This is a genomic window from Sedimentibacter sp. (assembly GCF_038562225.1).
Lineage (GTDB): Bacteria > Bacillota > Clostridia > Tissierellales > Sedimentibacteraceae > Sedimentibacter.
Genome location: NZ_JBCFAS010000003.1, coordinates 392201 through 411694, shown reverse-complemented (window position 1 = coordinate 411694; position 19494 = coordinate 392201). Strand labels below are relative to the sequence as shown.

The 19494-nt window shown below is 40.1% G+C and carries 14 protein-coding genes and 1 tRNA gene; 1 reads left to right on the top strand and 14 read right to left on the bottom strand.

All coding sequences use genetic code 11. The features are described 5' to 3' along the window. Nucleotides 1-195: 195 nt before the first annotated feature. From AAGU76_RS13730 to AAGU76_RS13710, 5 genes are all read right to left on the bottom strand, one after another. The gene (locus tag AAGU76_RS13730) at nt 196-1611 is read right to left on the bottom strand and encodes a LuxR family transcriptional regulator (protein WP_342486077.1); all 1416 of its coding nucleotides are present in this window, start codon (nt 1609-1611) and stop codon (nt 196-198) included. A gap of 221 nt (nt 1612-1832) precedes the next feature. Continuing rightward, nucleotides 1833-2564, bottom strand: a complete 732-nt coding sequence (locus AAGU76_RS13725; RefSeq protein WP_342486076.1) for a redoxin domain-containing protein — start codon at nt 2562-2564, stop codon at nt 1833-1835. A gap of 239 nt (nt 2565-2803) precedes the next feature. Continuing rightward, entirely contained in the window at nt 2804-3811 is a 1008-nt protein-coding gene (locus tag AAGU76_RS13720; protein WP_342486075.1) for a glycosyl hydrolase family 18 protein, read from the bottom strand. A gap of 332 nt (nt 3812-4143) precedes the next feature. Beyond that, the gene (locus tag AAGU76_RS13715; protein WP_342486074.1) at nt 4144-5427 is read right to left on the bottom strand and encodes an aminotransferase class V-fold PLP-dependent enzyme; all 1284 of its coding nucleotides are present in this window, start codon (nt 5425-5427) and stop codon (nt 4144-4146) included. Between the two features lie 48 nt (nt 5428-5475). Further along, the gene (locus tag AAGU76_RS13710; protein ID WP_342486073.1) at nt 5476-6708 is read right to left on the bottom strand and encodes a dicarboxylate/amino acid:cation symporter; all 1233 of its coding nucleotides are present in this window, start codon (nt 6706-6708) and stop codon (nt 5476-5478) included. A 179-nt stretch (nt 6709-6887) separates the two neighbouring features. Here AAGU76_RS13710 and AAGU76_RS13705 point away from each other — a divergent pair, with 179 nt between their 5' ends. Next, nucleotides 6888-7787 carry a LysR family transcriptional regulator gene (locus AAGU76_RS13705; protein ID WP_342486072.1) on the top strand — a complete coding sequence of 300 codons (900 nt, stop codon included), beginning with the start codon at nt 6888-6890 and terminating at the stop codon, nt 7785-7787. Between the two features lie 123 nt (nt 7788-7910). On the opposite strand, the gene AAGU76_RS13700 is transcribed toward AAGU76_RS13705, so the two are convergent. The 9 genes from AAGU76_RS13700 to AAGU76_RS13660 form a co-directional block, all read right to left on the bottom strand. Next, the gene (locus tag AAGU76_RS13700) at nt 7911-8657 is read right to left on the bottom strand and encodes an ABC transporter ATP-binding protein (RefSeq protein WP_342486071.1); all 747 of its coding nucleotides are present in this window, start codon (nt 8655-8657) and stop codon (nt 7911-7913) included. 8 nt (nt 8658-8665) lie between these two features. Continuing rightward, entirely contained in the window at nt 8666-11014 is a 2349-nt protein-coding gene (locus AAGU76_RS13695; RefSeq protein WP_342486308.1) for an ABC transporter permease, read from the bottom strand. Further along, nucleotides 10989-12281, bottom strand: a complete 1293-nt coding sequence (locus AAGU76_RS13690) for an MFS transporter (protein ID WP_342486070.1) — start codon at nt 12279-12281, stop codon at nt 10989-10991. Before AAGU76_RS13690 ends, AAGU76_RS13695 begins: the two co-directional genes overlap by 26 nt. A 17-nt stretch (nt 12282-12298) precedes the next feature. After that, on the bottom strand, nt 12299-12925 hold the full coding sequence (locus tag AAGU76_RS13685; RefSeq protein WP_342486069.1) for a TetR/AcrR family transcriptional regulator: 627 nt from the start codon (nt 12923-12925) through the stop codon (nt 12299-12301). A gap of 160 nt (nt 12926-13085) precedes the next feature. Then, nucleotides 13086-13161 (bottom strand) — tRNA-Ala (locus AAGU76_RS13680). A 69-nt stretch (nt 13162-13230) separates the two neighbouring features. Further along, on the bottom strand, nt 13231-14199 hold the full coding sequence (locus AAGU76_RS13675) for a GGDEF domain-containing protein (protein WP_342486068.1): 969 nt from the start codon (nt 14197-14199) through the stop codon (nt 13231-13233). Nucleotides 14200-14564: 365 nt separating this feature from the next. Continuing rightward, a complete protein-coding gene (locus AAGU76_RS13670) occupies nt 14565-15938 on the bottom strand; it encodes a sodium:alanine symporter family protein (RefSeq protein WP_342486067.1) in 1374 nt (457 codons plus the stop codon). Nucleotides 15939-16100: 162 nt separating this feature from the next. After that, on the bottom strand, nt 16101-17468 hold the full coding sequence (locus AAGU76_RS13665; RefSeq protein ID WP_342486066.1) for a sigma-54 dependent transcriptional regulator: 1368 nt from the start codon (nt 17466-17468) through the stop codon (nt 16101-16103). Continuing rightward, nucleotides 17461-19458: a transporter substrate-binding domain-containing protein gene (locus tag AAGU76_RS13660; protein WP_342486065.1), complete on the bottom strand. Its 1998-nt coding sequence runs from the start codon at nt 19456-19458 to the stop codon at nt 17461-17463. The genes AAGU76_RS13665 and AAGU76_RS13660 overlap by 8 nt, the downstream gene beginning before the upstream one ends. Nucleotides 19459-19494 lie beyond the last annotated feature (36 nt).

Sequence of the window (19494 nt, the reverse complement as noted above, 5' to 3'; positions counted from 1 at the left end):
GCAGCACTCATGATATTAGGTTTATTTCAAAGCAATAAGCCTTTTCATGCTAAAATATCCGTTTGCCATTCGCATGTTCTCCAAAGAATGCCGTATTTCATTATATATTTTAGATTCAAGCCTGCAATCATTATTAAAGGGTGAAATTAAAAAACACCATCACCTTTTTCGGGTGACAGTGCTTGTTATTTGAAATCATATTGTTTTATCAACAAACATCCTGATAAGTTCAGTCTTGCTTTTTATTCCCAACTTTGAATATATGTTCTTAATGTGTGTCTTAACTGTATTTTCGCTTAGGTACAATTCTTCTGCAATCATTTTGTATGTCCTGCCTTTCAGAAGCAAGTCTACAATCTCATTCTCCCTGCCCGTGAGTACATTCATTACAGCCTGTCTGTCCTCAATTTCATGGTTGTTTTCCCCTTCCTGGACAGAAGTCAAATATGCATGGTTTTTCAACAATCTTGACAGTTGATTATGGAGAACAGGCAATATGATGAGTATGACAAATACAATTATGAGCGCAAGTATTGACGAATTAAGGCTGCTGAAGCTTGTACCTCGTATGGCACTTCCGGTCATGCCGCCCACAAGGACACCAAGAACATTGGCTGACAATCCTATTCCAACAATTCTTGAAGGATTTACTGTGTAATCAAGCATTTCTCCGATTATGCTCCACCAAAACAAATCGTAAACACCGAATGCCCCCATCATAAGAGTGTCAATCAGAATATAACTGCCAGCAGAGCGGTCAAGGACCATAAAAGAAATAAATGACAAGCCTATCATCGCTATGGAAACATATAACGCATAAGTCCTGCTTGTTTTTTCAGGAAGTCTTTTAACTACATATATGGCAGCAATGTAAGGAACTGCCCAATACCAGCTTGTTAGCAACTTGAGATGTTCAAATTCCGGATTAATAACCTGATACATCAAGCCTGCATTGATTGTTATTATTACTATAAAGATACATAATAAAATTAAAGGCTTTTTAATTTTTAATTTACTGCAGTCACTTCCGCTGAATTCTTTAATACTGTCACAATGCTTAGGAAGTTTATGCAGCAAAACATACGCAGCCGAAAGAAATGTCAAGGATAAAAATATTCCGGCGTTAACGGATAAGTTGATTGCCGTAACATTGATAGCTATCATAAGGATATTTGAAAAAATCAATATATCTGCTGCCGTATAAATACGTTCGTTTGATTTGGACCACTCCTTGTAATAGAATCCCCATGCAGCAACAGATGAACCTGCCATAAAGGAACATACAACCAATGAAATCCTCCACAAAAATATGGTCTTCACAAAAAAAATTAAAGTCCCTGCTATACATACTGCTATGGAAATCTTGATAACCTTCCTTGCATCTTCAATGTCCCTGACAAAATACGAGCAAATCAGCATTCCAATCAAATGTGCTATTATTGATTCAAAAATAATTCTTGAGGCATACATGTCATATTTATCAAGATAAGCATACAAGACCTGCCCTTCAAACGGAAATGCCAACAGCCATGAAAAAAATAATGAAAAGACAAGAACTGACAAGTCCCGCTCGTTCAATTTATAAATTTTGTGTTTTTCATCGCCTGACATAAATCCACCTGTAATTAAATTCATTATAAAAAATTATACTTTAGAATAACAAAAAAAACAATATTAATTAACTGATGATAATTAGAATTCCTGAAAACCACGAATCAGTTTCCAGTAACAGAATAACTTACCATCCTTTGAGGTAAGTTTCTGATTATGCTTGTGCATATTATTGTTGAAGGTTTTGCTTATATCAAGTGCAGATAATCTAAATATTTAGTTCAATTATTTCTATTTATAATATTTAAAAATCGATTGGTATCTCTAAGCGAGTCGTATTCCGTGTAACAGTTATACCATGTTACGCAATCCAATCCGAAGTTTGAACCTCTTTCTTTTCTTATCATTGCATCCCTAAATGTATGAGTTGTTGGGACCATGACCAGGTCTCCAGGCATCCAGTTGGAAGGAGTATAGACATTGTAGGCTTCTGTCAGCTGAAGCGAATCTATAATCCTTAGAACTTCATATGTATTTCTGCCGCAGGAAACCGGATATGTCAATATTGCGCGTATTTTTCCTTCAGGCCCTATTATGAACAGATCTCTTACACTTTCGGCATATACCCTGTCCGGATTAACCATTCCGTATTTGTGAGCAATCTCTGCCTTCAAATCTTCCAACAGGGGAAACGGAACCACTATTCCATGATTTTCATAAATATTTACCAGCCACTCAATGTTTGCAAAATTGTTGTCTATTGTAACAACCAGAATCTCAACATTTCTTTTTCTGAATTCTTCGTAATGCTTTGTTAATTCTATAATTGATGTTGTGGATGTAGCCGCGAAATCACCGGGTTCACTTACTAAGACTACCCACTTTCCCCTAAATTGTGACAATGTTATATATCCATCAGTTGATAAAGCGGTAAAATCCGGAGCTACTCTTCCCAATGTAATGCAGCCTGTTTCAACTTTGTCGCTATTGACGGTTTCATTAATGACACTCATGATTTCCTCCAAATTCAATATACTATCATATATATGCGGATGATTATCTTTGGTTAAAGTAAAAGATAACATAGGAAATCAGATTAATGACTCAAAGTACTTCAACTTCAACCAAGCATTATAAAATAAAACAAGTACAGATGCAACTATTCCTAATTCACCGGTACTTGTTTTAATTATATCCCGCTCTTCAATTCTCACTGTCTTGACTATTTTGAAAAGATATTTCCAAATTAAAACTAAATCACTTTTGTAACATTGTACATCTGACTTATGAGCCTTGAGGCAGCCGGGAACGGATTCATTACTGTCCAGAAGCTTACTCCTGCAAGACCGTACTCTTCTACCAGTTCAAGCTTCGCCCTTAAACTTCTCTCGTCCTCGAACCAAACCTCATGCTGGCGTCCTTGGGAGTCAGTATACCTGTAGAACGGTGTTTGAGCCGTCTCATCAAACTGTATCTGTGCCCCTACATTTGCCGCTCTTTGAACAGCCTCGGGGTTTGAAAGATTTTCGGCAGCCGATTGTCCCTGCACAAAAGGCAATGTCCAATCATACCCGTAGTTGGGTATGCCCATCAGTATCTTTTCAGGCGGTATCTGGGTTATGCCGTAATCCAGAACTTCCCTGACTTTGTTTATGGGGGCAACAGCCATTGCCGGGCCATAGGTATATCCCCATTCATATGTCATTAAAAGCGCCAGGTCGGCTGCTTCACCCAACCCCTTGTAATCGTGTCCTTCATACAGAAGCCCGGGTTGTTCCGTATATGTCTTAGGCGCCAACGCAACCAAAGTAACGGCACCTATTGAGTTAAGCATCCTTTCCACCTGTGAAACCAACTGAACATATTCATCTGCATCATCCGCAAAGAGAAACTCAAAATCAAAATCCACACCAAAATAATCTTTTCTGATAACTGTGTCATAAATATTGCTTGCCAGTCTGTTTCTTGCAACCTCATTGTTCAATACCTTGCTTGCCAGTTCATTGCTGAAGTTGCCTGCTGCATCCAGCGGCGTTATAACCATGAGAGGCGCAACACCGTTTCTGTATGCTGCCAGTATCAAACTCTCATCAAACAGCGGAATTAAATTACCATTTTCATCAAACCCATAGCTGAATGAGGATACGTAAGTCAAATCTTTTGTCCATTGCTGAAAAACCGATTGATTTATAAACGGATATGCATATCCATTTACTATAATGGGTCTATTTTGTGAAGCACGAACATTATACCATTGCATGAATTTCCTCCTGATAAACTAACGATAAACTAAGCTGACTGCTGTTAAAACAACAGAACTTCTCAATTCAAGATATGTAATTTTTTCACATATGCTACATATACTGCATCCTCGCTGTTGAATTTCACCTGCATTTTTAATAAACCACAATTTTGCATCACTAATAAAATTGCTTCTGATGATTAGGAAGATTTAAAAGTTATTGATTATTGAATAATTAATTACAAAAAAAGAGAAGAGATTGATTCTCTTCCCAGACTATTCATAAATTACTAATTGTTATTCTGAACGGCAACGAAGAATCTCCTGATAATAATGAGAGTCTGACGTACCTACTTACTTGCTATCTTCTTTGTTGCTATCAGAAACTTATCGATATCCTCCACAGTATGGCAATGCAAAGGTGACACTCTCACAGCGCCGTCAATTTTTAGTGACTTAAGCATTCTTTCGGAGTAAAGACTTGAAATTACTCTTTCAAATACTATGATGCCTTCCGTTTCATACTCTTCCACGGCTTTTGTGAAGTCAATATTGTCAAATTCTATTGCCATGATCAAGTCCCTTGTTGAAAGGTCGTCATAATCAAGATGAACCTTCACCCCTTTAATGTCCCTGAGTCCTTCTATCTTGTCTGAACCGTTAAGCATTCTATGCATCAAAGCCCTTTCATGAAGATTGATTCTTTTCATTCCCTCAACATAGAGTTCCCTTCTGTCTGACGATGTTGCAAATTTACTTCCAATCCAGCAGACATAATCTACGATTTCAGTGACTGCTGCAAAATGTGCGGCTGCTGGACTTCCAAGTTCCCATTCATCAACAGGTTTTGCGATTAATTTATTATGGGGCAGCTTAGAAGCTCTTTCAGACATATAACCTATACCGAATCCTCTTGGTCCGAAAAATTTATAGGGTGCAAAATTCATTGCATCGACAGGTGTTTTTTTAAGATCGACTGCATTGTGCGGCATATGTTGAACAGCATCGCAGACAATATATAAATCTGGCTTTATTTTTCTGGCTTCCTTTACTACACTTTCAATGTCTATTACCGAGCCTGATATGTTTGAAGCATTAATTACACTCAGCACGCATGTGTTCTCATCAACAAGCTTAGAAATTTCTTCTGTATCGATACCGCCTGTAACAGGATTTGCTTCTGCAATCCTGATTTCTTTTCCATATTTCTTAGCATATGAAGTAACAGCATCAAAAGAAGATGGATGTTCCAATGCCGTTGTAACAACATTAGAACCGGGTACGTTCTCAATGATTGACCCTACCATGTCAAACATAACCATCGAAGCTGTCAGAGAAGTCAAAAATGAGCCGGATTTCACATTGTAAATTATTTTCAAATCTTCAATTGCCTTTTCTTGAATTTCAAACAGCCATTTTGCAGTTTTATTTGAATGTTCAGGACAATCTGGGAGCTCATCGATTTCCTTGAATTTATCATTTGCTGTTTTCAGCCTTAAGGCTCCGCCTGCATTGTCAAAGAAGATCCTTTCCGTTTTATGTACAGGATCATAATCCACATGATAAAATCTATCCTTAATATCTTCGGACAGCTTTTCATCAAACAGACATCCCTCATTTTTTATATTTTCCAATTAAAAACCTCCAGGTAAAATTATGTCATTCAATTTAAGCTTATATATTTAAATCAATTGCTTATTTTCATCTTCCGTTTTAAACATATTTTCAGTTCTTGCTATGCATAAGGTACTGACAACATCACCTGTTACATTGAGCGTTGTATGTCCCATGTCTATAACCCTGTACATGCCTGCTATGGGTCCGACTATGTCTATCGGCAGCCCCATGGTAGTCAGAAGCATTATTGTCATTACAATACCTCCGCCGGGTATGCCTGGTGAGCCGACTGATATTAATGTAGTAAGTAATATAATCATGATTTGCTGGAATAAAGATAACTCCACTCCGTATATCTGAGATACAAATATTACAGCAACCGCATAATAAACAGCTGCTCCATTCATGTTCATAGTTGCACCTAGTGGGAGAGAGAAACTGGCCAATTCTTCCTTAACATTGAATTTTTCCTCTGTAACCCTGATTGTGACAGGCAATGTCCCTGAACTGCTCGTTGTACTTGCAGTAACAGCCCAAACCTCTACAATATGCTTAAAGAAATCTTTTATGCTTATTTTGGCTATAAATTTAAGCATTGATGTATACAATGTGATAACTATCAGGGCAAGTCCGATATAATCTGCTAATATCAATTTTCCCAAAGGCCCGAAGATTTCTATTCCGTATTGTCCTACAGAAGCTGCCATCAACGCAGTAACTCCGATAGGAGAGAACTCCATGACTATAGATGTCAATTTGTACATAATCTCGGCTCCTGTTTCGCAGAAATCCTTAAATATCTGAGCCTTTTTGCCTATGATGGTCATAGCAATTCCGAAGAACACTGCAAATACAATTATCTGCATCAAATCTCCTTTTGACAGAGCTTCAACTATGTTTGTAGGCACCATGTTTAATATGGTATCGGTAATCTTCGGCACTTGCTGTGCTTCATACTGCCCAGCTGCTAAATCAGCCATTGAAAATCCGAGACCAGGCTTTATGATTCTGCCTACAACCATACCGACAGCTCCTGAAATTGAAGTCGTCAGAATAAAGTAAACTAATGTCTTGCCGCCAACTCGTCTCAGCTTCTGTATATCCCCTATACTTGCAACTCCGCTTATTATTGAGAAGAATACAAGTGGTACAACTATCATTTTTATCAGTCTTAAAAACAAATCTCCAACAGGCTTTATAACGACTATTTTTTCCTTGAAAATTATGCCTAACAGAATTCCCAGTCCAAAACCGATAAATGTCTTGGTACTCAATTTCATTTTTTTGTTTTTTTCCATAAGACGTTCCCTTTCCATAATGATTTTTACATTGCTGTAGTAAATTGCAAATGTTTTCTTTTCAAGCAACTTTATAACGAATTCGTTATAAGTATTATAATCAAGATATAAACATTTGTAAAATGAATTAATTAGCAGTATAATATCTAATAATTCGATATTCAATGTGGGAGGCATGCATGAATTATTCTGAAATTGAAACATTTCTGGCAATAGCTGAAAACAGAAGTCTTACGAAAGCAGCAGAAAAACTGTATTTATCCCAATCTACTGTGAGTTACAGGTTAAAATCACTTGAACAGGAACTTGGAAACCAGTTAATTATAAGAGAGCAGGGCAAAAGTGTTGTAACATTGTCTCCAAAGGGTGAGGAATTCATTAGCATTGCACATATGTGGATGGCTTTGCTGAAAGACACAAATTCATGGAAATCCCAAAAAACATTCAACAAGTTAAAAATAGGAAGCGTCGATAGTCTGAATACTTGTATTTTCTCTGAATTTTACAAGAGACTGCTTAGAAGCAGCACCCCCATGATTTTAAATGTAGGCACTCACTGGACAGTCACAATACACAAGTTCATAGAAAATTACGAAACGGATGTAGGTTTTGTACTGTGGCAGATACCGTCAAACAATATTATAAGCAAGCCTTTGTTTAGTGAAAGAATGGTTCTGATTTCATCAATTTCCTCTAATTTTCCTGACAAGGTCCACCCAAAGGAATTGAACCCTCAAAATGAAATTTACCTTTATTGCGGTCCCAGCTTCCAATCATGGCACGACTACTGGTGGGACAATACTAAAAGGGAGTATTCTTCTGTTGATACAATTGCCTTGCTAAGTGATTTTTTCGATTTGGCGGAATTTTGGTCAATAGTTCCTATTTCAATTGCAAGAAACCTCATAAAGAAAAAGCCTATAAAAATATCAGAAATACTTGACGCACCGCCTGACAGAATATGCTTTCAAATTACAAACAAATATCCTCTGCCGAGCAAGACAAAACCTTTGGAAATCTTTGATGAGCACTTGAAATCATTTCTGAAAAGCGACCATTTCATGGCGATAATAAAATAACATAAAAACAGCCGGCTCTTTTACACTTATTTAAGAGACGGCTGCTATGATATTGATTTACATATTACAGATAATTTCAACCAGCACCAGGTAATGAAAATTCCCAGTGCAATTATCCTATCACTAAAACCCTTGCTTCAGGAGGAAGCGCGTCATTTTTTCCTCTCTCTCCTGAGTGTTTTTTTCTTCGTACCTGCCCAGGAAAATTTCATCTGTAATATTTCCGTCAGACAGGAATACAACACGTCCAGCCCTGGCTGCAACCTTTGCATCGTGCGTAACCAGCATGATTGTTGTTCCTTCATCGTTTATCTCGTTGATGATATCCATTATTTCCTTTGTGGCTGCGGAATTCAGAGCCCCGGTAGGTTCATCGCCGAATATGATGTCAGGATGATTTATCAATGCCCTGCATATGGCTGCACGCTGAAGCTGTCCTCCGGAAACCTTTTTTATGTCATAATCCGCAATCCGGTCAATGCCCGTTCTATTCATGAGTTCTTCTGCATAAGCATTTACATCTTTTCTGCTTTTTATTCCTGACTTGAATCCCGGCAGTACAATGTTGTCACGTATGGACAACGTCCTGAGCAAATGAGACTGCTGAAATATGAATCCCATTCTGTTGAGCCGCAGGCTGCTCATCTTTTCGTCATCAAACTTTGAAATGTCTTCGCCGTCAAATATTATTTCTCCGCCTGTAGCTCTGTCCATGCCGCTTATGTTGTACAAAAGAGTGGATTTTCCGGAACCTGACTGCCCCATAATTGCTACAAATTCTCCTGATTTCACCTCAATGTCGATTCTTTTTAATATAGTCGTTTTGTCAAACTCCTTGCTTAATCCTACAGCCTTTAATATGGTCTTCATGATTTCTCCTATTCATTGATCAGATTGATAATATTATATTTCCGTATCTGTCTGCTGCTTAACCATGTAATTTCCGACGATGATACAAGCAGAAAAAGCGGAATCAGCACAAATGATGACAGGGGATTTATGATAAATGATATTTTGGATATGCCCAGACCCATCATGCTGAAAGATGCACTTACGATGCTTTCTCCGATCATGTTTGAAATCATCGTTCCTGCAAATATACCTGCAGCAGAAACTATTCCTACCTTGTAAATATACTGTTTTCTAACGTCATTGTCCGTAAAGCCTATTGCCTTTTGTGCTGCAATCTGCGAAGCATCTTTGGCAAGCCGAAGCTTCATGTACAGGACAACTATCAATGCAGAGAGCATCAATCCTATTGCAGCTGCTGCAGCCGCCGCAACCTCCACCTGTCTTGCAACACCGCCCAGAGTCTGGTTTATGAATTCCTCCATGGGTTCAATGTCATAGCCATTGCCCAGCTTGCTTCTTAACTGTGAAGCCTTTTCCTCTGCATCTGTCCCGCCTGCAAGGTTGATTGTAAACTGAAACTTTTCCGCATCCACTCCTGAAAATCCGTAAACAGCCTTTGAAGTGAAGCCTCCGCTGGTGACATCCTGATAAACTCCAGAAACCATAAACGCCATCTGTTTGCCGTTAAAACTCAATGTTATGGCTTCGCCTGAACCTTTGCCCATGGCATCTGCATTTAATTTTGACAGTGCAATTTCATTTTCGGCTGCAGGTGCCTTGCCTTCCAGGTACTTAAGTTCTTTTCCTGCATTATTTCCGCTGTCAACATGAAGGTTCATCCACTGGCCTTCAGAGTCGGTTGTTTTTACACGCACCCTTCTTAACTCCTTAATCTCCATAATGTCAGTGTCGTCCTTAAGAAGCTTCCTTATTTGTGCATACCTTTTTTCAAGATTTTCTCCCTGCTCTATTTCAATAAGCATGTCATCTGCCGGACTTCCCATATAAGTGATGAATTCCTTTGACATCATCGTATTCAAAAGGTTTACGGGAACAATCATTATTCCTGAAACAATGAGCATTACCATGAATACCAGTGCAAACCCTCTGAAGTTATGAAGAATTTCTCTGGCACCCAGCAGTAGATTGACCGGCATAAACCTTGACTTGTGAAGTCCGTCCCTGACGCGCTCCTTTTTTCCGAAGCCCTTTTGGTTTACCAATGCATCAACAACTGTTACACTCTTAAGAACATTTAAAATCTTTCTTATATATTTCCCGGTTATGAAATACACAAGGAGGCAGGCAGCAGCAGGAATAACTGCGGTAAAAACTGAAAACGGCTGTCTTCCGAAAGTTTCGCTCACGTGTTTTGTAAACACACCTGATGTAATAAGTGCAAGCACATAACCTGTAACTGTACCGGCTGCCACCATGACACTGTACTTTTTAAGATACAGACTTCTGATGTCTTTAAATGACATACCTATGGCCTTCATGGTTCCTATTTCTCCGATTTCCTCCTCAAGGGCAGCCATGAGAGTATACTTTATGCACATGAGTGCAACAAGGACCAGCAGAACACTTATCAATATCAAAACCATTGCCATCATAATGTCCCTGAGGGCACTCAACAGAAAAATGGCCTTGTAAGTGACAGCCTGACCATCCTGAGGCAGTCCTGCTTCCTCATATGCTGTCCTGTAATTTTCTGCCATGGAAGAATCAGTGAAGTATGTTTCTATGAGATATTCATTTTCCCCTGCTTTTCCAAAAAGCTCTTTGAAATCCTCATCGCTAATGAGTATTCTTGTGGATGAGCAAAGGGTTGAATTCATCTGAGCATCATGAACAAAAGCAGTCACAGTGAACTTCCTTGTTATACCGTTGCTTGTGAGTACAACTGTGTCTCCTTTATTTATGCGATATGCATCAAGAAGTATTACAGGAATTCCGATTTCTCCTTTATTCACATGGATTGCATTTCTGTCTTTGTCAAGCAGCAGATCATATGTGCTGTTCTGTTTGACAAGACCTATATCCAACCTGCAGTCAGAAAGGGTGAATTCACCTTCCCCGTAAACCCTCAGGTCGTCTCCGTAAACATCTATCATGGAGACGGTCTGCCACGCTGTGACGCCTTCATAGGATGAATTGAACTTATCAATTGCTTCCTGATTTATCTCTCCCTTATGCATCTGCAAAAAATGCGGCGGCTTTGCCGTTTCATACATTCCCGTCATTGATGTAATAAGCTGTGATGCTACCATGATTGCAACCCCCACAAGGGCTGATGCCAATATCATGAATATAAGCAGTGCTCCGTTTCCTGCACGATTTCTTTTAAAATCATTCCTCAACATTTTTAAATTCATTTCCAAAGCCAGCCACCCCTATCGATTTTATGCTTTTCCCATTTCCCAGAACCAGTGCTGATGCCATCATTGACGCACCTGCAATAATGAGCATCAGTCCTATTCCTCTACCTTCGCCTGTTCCGATCACCTTGCCGATGCTGTATGCCAAAGCGCTTTTTCCTCCCATGAACGGTTCAAAAACATTGTCCGCAAGCACACCACAGGTTGCGTAAGCTGCAACATATCCTGACTGTGTCATGAGGCTTATGAGCCCCCAGACTCTTCCCTGCACCTGGTTTGGGATGCTTAGCCTTATGAGAACGTCGGCGCAGGTGTTTATGAATGGAAGAGCAGCAAAAAACAAGATGCTTGCTGCCAAAATGAATGTAATGTATGTGCTGCTTCCAATCAGTGCCATGAAGAATCCGCATGCAATCAATGAAACTGTAAGGATTCTTGAATAGTCTTTCCTGATGCCAAGAACACTTATTGCCACGCTGCCTGCAAGCATACCCACAGCACTTACTGATTCCATGAAGCCCACAGTTCTTACGCTGCCTATGGGCAGCACCATGGGAATCATCAAGGTCTGAAGAAATCCGATGAAGAAGCACATGAAAGCCATCAGTATCACAAGTTTTTTAACTCCATTGTTCTTCACGATATATCCCATGCCTTCCCTGAATTCCTTTCTCAAGCTGAATTCATCATCTCTTGGCTTAATTTTTTGTATATTCTTTCTGACCGAGGCAACCGCCAGGACAGTCACGAAAAACGTGGAAATGTCTATTATCAGAATCGCCCTTATATCTGCAACGGCAAGAATGACACCTGCAATTGCCGGTGATATGAGATATCTGGCATTGCCCGCCATTTGAACCAGGCCGCTGGCCCTGGCGTATTCTTCTTCAGTCAGCAGGTCTGTGACTGTGGCCTTATAGGAAGGTTCCAGGAGCGAAACAAATACCGAGCTGATTGTAACACCGATTGCTACAGGAGCAATTCCTGTGTGACCCGTCTGTATGCTTATAAGTATATATACCAGTCCAAGGGCCGAGAAAAGATCTCCGCAGATCATCATGAGCCGTCTGTCAAATCTGTCAGCAAGAATTCCTCCCAAAGGATTCAGCAATATAGTCGGAAGGTATGCAAGCAGAGCGACAGCCGATACCCATGCAACGCTTCCCGTTATGCGGTAGACGTAAACCGATAAGGCAAATGCGGTCATTCCGCTTCCGATGTTGGATATCAATTCCCCTGTCCATATGGTCATAAATTTTTTCATAGTAACTCCCCTCTATGTTATGCCCAGTATTGCTTAGCCATGTTCCAGAACGTACCGTCCTCGACGCCAAGCATTTTCTCAATCAGTGCGATAATTGCTCTTAAAATCATCTGCTGTTCCTCCGGCTTAACGCGAAATATTCCGTCATCCAAAAGCGTTATTGATGATGTGAGCAAAATCTGCATGTACTGCTCCGGAAAATCCGATTTGAAAACTCCCAGGCTTATTCCTTCTTCAGCTACCCTTGCAAGCACGGGAGCAACCCTTGTGACCATTAAGCTTAGAGATTTCTGATGCATCAGGGCATTTTCAGGTTTGTGCAGCTCATTCATCAGTTCATTGTCCATTTCACTTTCTACCCTCATGGAAAGAAATATGTTGAGTATCTTAGCTTCAGGTGAGAGCTGCGGATTGGAGGCTGCTTCCTCTGCCCTCGATGCAATCATTTCAGTTACCCTTTCTATTATTGCATCGAGAACTTCCTCTTTGGATTTGAAATAGTAATAGAACGTTCCTTTGGCTATTCCTACCGCATCCAGAATGTCATTGACTGTGCACCGGGCGAAACCTTTTGTTGAAAAGAGTCTGCCTGCGACGTCAAGTATCTCGTTTCTTCTTTCATTGTACTCCTTGCTGGTTTTCATGTTGTTACCTCTTTCTATATGAAATGAAATGTTCAGATTATCTATCGACCGACCGTCGGTCTATAATTGTTTTATCACACATACCTATAATTGTCAACATGATTTTCAAAATTATTTTTACAAATAAAAAAACCTTGAAGCTTAATGCTTCAAGGCTGTTTGGTGGAGATGGACGGGATCGAACCGTTGACCTCTTGAATGCCATTCAAGCGCTCTCCCAGCTGAGCTACACCCCCAAGACAAACTATATTATACAACATAATCAAAATAATTTCCACTATAAATTTTATAATTTTATAAAATTTTCAGGCCTCTTCCAGAATTCTACGTTCAAATGCAACCCTATTCTTTCCGCATTTTTTGGCTTCGTAGAGAAGACTGTCTCCCCTTTGAAGGAATGATTCCGAATCTTCATTGTCTCTCAGCATGGCAAGACCGAAGCTGCAGGTTATTTTTCCCGCTTCGCCGTACCTGCTGCTTTGAATGTCAGCCCTCATGCGTTCAGCCATATCTACTGCACTGTCAATGCCGGTGCCCGGAAGAAGTATGACGAACTCCTCTCCTCCCCATCTTGCAAATATGTCCGTGTTTCTGATTTTCGAACTGATGGAAGATACAATTTCCTTTATAACCATGTCCCCTACCATATGACCGCAGCTGTCGTTAACTCTTTTGAAATTGTCTATATCAAGAAAAACCAGGGAAAGCGGAGTTTTATAACGCCTTGAATACTCAGTCCATTTCATAAGTTCCTCATTGAACTTTACCCTGTTGTATATTCCTGTCAGCGGGTCAGTGACAGACAGCCTCAAAAGCTCCAGATCATCAGCGTATTGTTTTCTTTTACAGCTGTTGGCGGTGCAGAATCCTATGCTGCTAAAAGCAATGATCATCACATCATACAGGATAACCTTTAGAAGCATTGCGTTATCTATATTTTGAATGTGTCTGGCCGGGAACATGAAGAACAAAACGTTTAAAACCACAACAACGGTCTGAACATATATGAACCTGTTGGGCATTATGAAAATTGCGCAGTTTATGGCAATCAAACTCAAAAATGACAGAAATGTCAATGTCTCGTATTGATTGAGTATAAGAAGAAAAGCAATTGCAGCAAATATTTCGTATGCTGTAATCAGATATGCTATGTTTTTGTTTGTCACTGACCGGCAGTCAAGATAAACGGCAGCTGAAAGCATCATGAAAAGCAGTCTGATAATCAATATGAACCGAAATGATTCCGTGTTTCCCATGGATAAATAATCAAACAAAATAAAACTCAAATACATGATTCCGTAAATTATAGAAACCAAGCCAATGATATTTGAGTTTTTTTCAGTTCGCACTCCAGAAATTCCTTTTCAAGTTCTTCGTCCTTGAATTCTCCCACCAGCGTTATTCCGTACTCAGTATTTTTCACTCAAATCCCCCTGCTAACGTTTACCAAGCTTATATCTATAAATTTTCCGTTAATCGTCTTATAAGTAATTATATACATTTTTCTTCCATTTTTCAATAAATATCTTAAAGGCTGCTTTCATTTATGCAACATATTCCTTTAAGTTCAGAATTTAAAAGACGGTTGTTGTTGATTAAAAAATAATCATCAAAACCGCCTTCTTGATTATTCAGTTACCTATACCTCTTCCGAAGTCAAAGTTTCTTTTTTGCTTCTGCTGAAGTAATCCTTCTTTAGATTTACTACGGTGCCGCTCAGGAACAAGAGACCTATCAGGTTTGGTATTGCCATCAATCCGTTGGCAGTGTCAGCTAATGCCCAAACAAATTCCAAACCTCCCATGGAACCAATCACAATGAATATAACCCATAGAATTCTCATTGGCTTAATGCACTTTGGTCCGAAAAGGTATTCTCCGGCCCTTTCACAGTAGTAGTTTACCGAAATGAGGCATGAATATCCAAACAACAGGGCAGAGCCAAGAACTATATAGCTTCCTATGTTCCCCGGCAGCGTCTTGTTGAAAGCCCTCATTGTGAGAGCCACTCCGGATACTCCGGTAGTCCATTCACCGGATACAACAATGGCTACGGCAGTTATCGTGCAGATGATTATTGTATCTATGAACACTTCCGCTACACCCCAGATTGCCTGTTCAACAGGATGATTGACCTGGGCACTGCTGTGTATTATTGGTGAACTTCCCATACCGGCTTCATTGGAGAACAGCCCTCTTGCAAAGCCCATTTTTACTACCTGACCTATTGCAGCTCCTGCAAATCCTCCCGTTGCAGCAGCCGGTTTAAATGCGCTAACAAATATAAGCTTTATAGCCGCAGGCACCTGGCTGATGTTCAGCAGCAGTATCATAACACCTGCAATTATGTAAAGACCTCCCATGAAAGGTGTAAGATACTCGCATACCTGCCCCATTCTCTTGATTCCTCCCAGAATAACAACTCCGGTGAATGCTGCCAAAATGACGCCTGTGATAACCGGTTGTATACCCCACTGTTCCTGAACTGAAAGAGCTATTGAATTGGTGTCTACTACGGCTCCCATAATAAAGTAAGTTATGATTACCATTACACTGAAGAAATATGACAGAAACTTGTTGTGAAGGCCCTTGTCCAGATAATACATGGCTCCGCCTGCTATTGAGCCGTCTTCTTTCTTTTCGCGGTACTTGATGCCAAGGGCTATTTCTGAAAATTTTGATGCCATTCCGAAAAATGCTGAAACCCACATCCAGAACACAGCTCCCGGTCCGCCAATGGCAATTGCAGTTGCAACACCGGCTATGTTTCCTGTTCCTACAACAGCAGCAATTGCAGTCAGTCCTGCCTGTCCGGAAGTTATGTCACCGTCTGCGCCGCTGGATTTTTTAAACATCCTTCCTACGGTGTTTTTCATTATGCTTCCGAAGTTTACTACCTGTGGGAAGCCGAGCCTGATACTGAGAAAAATTCCGGTGCCGACCAGCAGTGCAATCATGTATGGTCCCCATACGATGCTGTTGACAAGGTCATTTATTTGTGTAATCTTTTCCATAATTTTTCCTCCTTATTTTGTTGCTTACAATGAAGCAATAAGTGTGCCAAAATAAAAAGACGGTTTAAAACCGTCAATTTTCAATGAGAATAAGAATTAAATACACAAAGCAGGAAAATGTTCGCCCGAAAGTTGTAAAGTAAATTTCTCTCACTGTGCAATTTATTTTACATATTGATCAGTCATTCCGTATTCATCAAGCTTGTTGTACAGCTGCCTTCTGCTAATGTCAAGAATTCTGGCTGCCTCGCTTATGTTATTGTTGCACCTGACCAGCACATGCTTGATATACTTCATTTCCGATACCTGCCTTATTTCACGCAGAGGCTTAAGCACCGCCCCAAATTCATGATTGTCTTCCGTTCCGTGCCTTGCTGCGGGCAAGTCACCTTTTCTGAGCGCTCCATTCTCACTTAAAACTACCAGTCTTTCAATATTGTTTTTTAATTCCCTTATGTTGCCGGGATAACTGCAGGCTGTAAGCTTTTCCATCAGGCCATCTTCTATGCTTTCTATTTTTTTCTTCATTTCAAACTGGTAGTTGTCCAGAAAAAATTTAATGAGTATGGGAATGTCTTCCTTCCTTTCCCTCAGAGGCGGCACTTCTATGGTGATGGTGTTGATTCTGTAGAACAGGTCTTCCCGGAATCTCTCTTCCCTTATTTCCTTGTCAAGGTTTTTGTTTGTGGCACATATGAGCCTTAAGTTGATACCTATGCTTTTGTTGCTTCCTATTCTTTCTATTGTCTTGTTTTCAATGGCTCTAAGCAGCTTCACCTGAGTATTGACATGAAGCTCCCCTATTTCATCAAGGAAAAGCGTTCCGTTGTTTGCTTCCTCAAATCTTCCTATCCTCTTTTCAATGGCACCGGTGAATGCTCCTTTTTCATGTCCGAACAATTCTGATTCCAGAACCCCGTCTGAAAACACCTGACAGTTTACCGGCACAAAGTTTTCATTTTTTCTGCTGCTGCACTGGTGAATGTATTTGGCGATGACTTCCTTGCCTGTGCCGGACTCTCCAAGCAGCAGAATGTTTGAATTGCTTTCGGCTGCCTTTTTGGCCACACGAAGGACATCCCTGAACTTAGAGCTGTTGGTTTCAAGGAGGAAGTTGAATTTCATGAGGCTGTTTTTTATTGCCATATTGTCTTTTTTTAGTTTTGTTATCTGTACCAGCTTGTCGATTTCCTTCAATAGTATCTGCGGGTCCTGCCCCTTTATGAAGTATCCGAAGGCTCCGAGTTTCATGGCGGAAACAGCATTTTCAACGGTGCTGAAGGCTGTGACAATAATAACTTCACACGTGAAGCCACTTTCCTTTATTCTTTCTAAAAGCTGCGTCCCGTCAATCCCTTCCATCTTCAAATCTGTAAGCACAAGATCAAAACTTTCCTTTTCAAGTATGTTCAGGCACTCTTCTCCTGATGATGCACATGTTACTTCATATCCCTTAAATTCAAGCATAATCCTGTATACGTTCCTAAATTCTTCCTCGTCATCAACCACCAGTATTTTAAAATCATACATTCTTGCATATCTCCTTCAACATGGGGAATTTCATCATAAATGCTGTTCCTTCATTGAATCGGCTTTCGACCTTTATCTCCCCGCCTATTTTTTGCACCTCATTATATACTATGTACAAACCCAATCCTGTTCCCTGCCCAACCTTTTTGGTAGTAAAAAACGGATTGAATATCTTTTCAATATTTTCCTGTCTGATTCCTGTTCCCGTGTCTATAAAATCAATGTGCAGAAAACCTTCCTGCTCTCTGCATACGATAGTAATCTTTCCTCCATCTGGCATGGCATCTATGGAATTTGACAAAAGATTCAAAACTATGTGGTTTAAAGATTCTGGCCTTGTCAGGAGTTTAATGTCTTCTTTGCAATCAACTTCAACATCAATATGCTTCTGTTTGCTCAGCTTGTTTTCCAATGAAACAATGCTGAGTATCGCTTCTTTTACATTAATCACAGCAGTCTTGTCACTCTCGGTCCTGGAAAAATTAAGCAGGTTGTCCACTATCTTGTCCACTCTTTGAACCGATGACTCGATTACTTCTATTGATTCTCCGGCTACATGGTTTTCATCCAGAACATATGTCTTCAATATGTAGCAGTAGTTCTGTATTAGACCCAGAGGATTTCTTATCTCGTGAGCTACGCCGGCTGCAAGCTGTCCCAGTGCAATCATCTTGTTCTGCTGAAGCATCTGCTGCTGGCTTAACTTCATGTCGGTAATGTCTTCAATTACTATAAGATAATTATAATCACCATTGTCTATTTCCGATACAGAATGGCTGTAAACACGTCCGCCGTGCATAAATTCACTTGGTACCTTCAGCGCTTGTGTTCCTATGTTGTGAAGTATGGGAAAGTCTTTGAAGCTTTTTCCTTCTACTTCTTGCTGACTTAAATTCATGAAATCGCAAAATGACTTGTTGGCATTGACTATAATTCCATCCTTGTTTATGCATATCAATAAACTTGAAAGTGAGTCAACGGTCATCTGCAGGTTGTTTCTGCTTTTATTAAGGTCATCGGTTCTCTTGAGAACCTCTTCCTTCAATGTATAACTCCACAGCGTCATACCTATGAAAACAGGTACAAGGAGTACGATCATAGCGATAAAAAACATTATTAGCTTCTCAGGTGCCTTGTATTGCAAGGCAGGAGCCGAGATACCGAACCACTTCTGCTGGATTTTTTCAAATGAGTTTGATTTCTTGAGACTGAGTATTCCCTTGTTCAGTATGCTGACAAGTATTGTTTCTGACTTCCTCACCCCTATGCATACTTCCCTGTCGTAGAGAACCTGGTCAAGAATCTTAACATCACCGCCGATTCCAAGTTCATCGGCAAAGTGTATCAAAACCGGCTCGTCCCCTACAACAGCATCGGCTTTTCCTTGTCGGAAAATGTTTATGGCTTCATACAAGTCCGGCGTTTCAACCACCTTAACATTCGGAATATTATCCCTGATGTATTCCAGCGCATAATCACCTGCAGGCATTGCCACAGTAAGTCCTGTAAGATCATCTGCCTTTTGAACCTTGTCATTTCTTCTGTCAGTCATTACGATAGCACTCAGGCTGTAAATAGGTTTCGAAAAGGTGAGATACTTCATTCTCTCTTCACTTGGGAAAATATCGCACATGTCTGCACTTCCGGATGTTACGCTGTAGATTACATTTTCCCAAACCTGCGGCACAAATTCTATATCTGTTTCCAGCTCAATGGAAAGAGAACTGGCATAATCCAGCACCAACCCCTTGTATTGCTCGGTTTTGTTATCAACGTAGGCAAACGGGGGAGCATTTTTGTCAGACGAAAAATAAAGGGTCCCCTTTTCTTTGAGATATTCTGATTCCTCTTCCGTAAGAGGCGCTGAATATTGGAAGTATTCATAGAGGCTCAGTCCATAGTTGTTTTCAATGTAAAGGTTTGCAGCAATAAAAAAAGTTGCAGTTAAGCAAAACAAAATGATAAGCAGAATTTTGCCTGTTGGTTTCATATGTACCCTCACAGCCTAAAATTAGTGGTATTATAA

Coding starts and splice junctions, on each gene's coding strand:
- AAGU76_RS13730 (WP_342486077.1), bottom strand. CDS start 1,611: ATGTCAGGCGATGAAAAACACAAAATTTATAAATTGAACGAGCGGGAC.
- AAGU76_RS13725 (WP_342486076.1), bottom strand. CDS start 2,564: ATGAGTGTCATTAATGAAACCGTCAATAGCGACAAAGTTGAAACAGGC.
- AAGU76_RS13720 (WP_342486075.1), bottom strand. CDS start 3,811: ATGCAATGGTATAATGTTCGTGCTTCACAAAATAGACCCATTATAGTA.
- AAGU76_RS13710 (WP_342486073.1), bottom strand. CDS start 6,708: ATGGAAAAAAACAAAAAAATGAAATTGAGTACCAAGACATTTATCGGT.
- AAGU76_RS13705 (WP_342486072.1), top strand. CDS start 6,888: ATGAATTATTCTGAAATTGAAACATTTCTGGCAATAGCTGAAAACAGA.
- AAGU76_RS13700 (WP_342486071.1), bottom strand. CDS start 8,657: ATGAAGACCATATTAAAGGCTGTAGGATTAAGCAAGGAGTTTGACAAA.
- AAGU76_RS13695 (WP_342486308.1), bottom strand. CDS start 11,014: ATGAATTTAAAAATGTTGAGGAATGATTTTAAAAGAAATCGTGCAGGA.
- AAGU76_RS13690 (WP_342486070.1), bottom strand. CDS start 12,281: ATGAAAAAATTTATGACCATATGGACAGGGGAATTGATATCCAACATC.
- AAGU76_RS13685 (WP_342486069.1), bottom strand. CDS start 12,925: ATGAAAACCAGCAAGGAGTACAATGAAAGAAGAAACGAGATACTTGAC.
- AAGU76_RS13670 (WP_342486067.1), bottom strand. CDS start 15,938: ATGGAAAAGATTACACAAATAAATGACCTTGTCAACAGCATCGTATGG.
- AAGU76_RS13665 (WP_342486066.1), bottom strand. CDS start 17,468: ATGTATGATTTTAAAATACTGGTGGTTGATGACGAGGAAGAATTTAGG.
- AAGU76_RS13660 (WP_342486065.1), bottom strand. CDS start 19,458: ATGAAACCAACAGGCAAAATTCTGCTTATCATTTTGTTTTGCTTAACT.